The sequence below is a fragment of the Micromonospora sp. NPDC049523 genome (assembly GCF_040676775.1).
Classification (GTDB): Bacteria; Actinomycetota; Actinomycetes; order Mycobacteriales; family Micromonosporaceae; genus Micromonospora_G.
The window spans coordinates 1-1,304 of sequence record NZ_JBFAPP010000056.1 but is presented as its reverse complement, the minus strand read 5'-3'; the positions used below and the strand labels follow the sequence as shown (position 1 = coordinate 1,304).

Below are 1,304 nucleotides of genomic sequence, written 5' to 3'. Positions count from 1 at the left end.
AGGCCACAGCCGGCACGAGGCGAGAACACAACCCCGGCGCTGCTCCGGTCGTACGCGATGTATAACCACCCCCGGCCCGCCAACATTCCGCCAACCCGCCCCCCGACGAGAGTTGATCAAGCCCAAAAACCTCGCAGGTGCGACGTGCGGCGCGTTGCGGGGCAAGCGAGTATTAGCGGCACCCCTCGGCGGGGCGCCGCTAACCCTTGTCACGTCGCAGGTATCTCGCACGGGCAGGTGGTGGGCGTCAGGTCAGGTTGACGGTATGGACGTCGCTGGGGATATAGACCTCGCGTAGCCCGACGATTCGGGCGCCGGTCTGACCAATGTTCTGACAGAGGTCGAAACCGTTCTGAGGGACGTAGATCGGGCCGTACCCACCGGCCCACACCGCGCCGTTGGCGGCCTCGGCGTAGAAGTAGGCGTAACGGTTGTTCGTGTTCAGCACATATGCCTGGCCACCGTAGTCGATAGCCCACCAACCGCGGGTCGCCCACGGAGAACCGTACGCGGAGCAGCCCGGGTCGTAGTACATGATCGAAACCCAGATGCGAAGGCCATAGTTGTTGCGGAAGTGTAGTTGCATCGCGATCAGCCCTTCACGGTCCAAGGTGCGCCCGAGGTGCGGCGGGCCAGCGGCGTGCTGTCGATAGCGGTTGCGCTCGGGCTGAGACGAGCACCGGCGGCCGAAATCGACTGGGGTCCGACCGCCACCCCCGATTCCGCGACCACACTGCTCTGGCCGGACACGCCGACACGTTGGCGCTGGCGCCGCAGCGCTTCGGTCGCAGGTGGGTTGCCGAAGGCACCAGTGGTGTCCTCGGCATCGACTGGAGGGGCGATGCCCGCATCGGCACCGGTCGCGGCGGATAGCGTGGCGCCCGTCGCCGCCAGACCCAGTGCTCCGCCCGCGCGCAGGAGCCAGCGTCTGGTGTACGACCTGGGGTCGGGGTTGCCAGCCTGGTGAGGATCGGTCATGAGACGTGCCTTCCCTGGGGTGAGTAGGCGGACAGTGGGCTGGTCGACCGCCGATGCTGTCGTCGGACCGCGGGGATACACCGCGGGTTTTGGCTGCATCTGAGGTGCCAGCGGTTCCACGATTGCGCCCTGACCTGCTCGCGAACCTTGCGGCGACCTTGCGGGCCCCGTGAGCGCAGATGCCGCTGGCCGGGTCCCCAGATTCGGGGACCCGGCCAGCGGGCTTAATGCTCGTGTTGCTTACTTGGTCCAGACGTCCTGCACGATGTGCGCGGCCTGGTTCTCCCACTGCGCGTACGCATCCGGGAACGCCGACACCTGAACCT

Annotated in this window: 2 protein-coding genes; both read right to left on the bottom strand. The window is 66.9% G+C overall.

Annotated features, from left to right (window positions below):
- Nucleotides 1-247: 247 nt before the first annotated feature.
- Nucleotides 248-586: a DUF1036 domain-containing protein gene (locus tag AB0J90_RS35615; RefSeq protein WP_363603500.1), complete on the bottom strand. Its 339-nt coding sequence runs from the start codon at nucleotides 584-586 to the stop codon at nucleotides 248-250.
- A gap of 5 nt (nucleotides 587-591) precedes the next feature.
- Nucleotides 592-978, bottom strand: a complete 387-nt coding sequence (locus AB0J90_RS35610) for a hypothetical protein (protein ID WP_363603499.1) — start codon at nucleotides 976-978, stop codon at nucleotides 592-594.
- Nucleotides 979-1,304 lie beyond the last annotated feature (326 nt).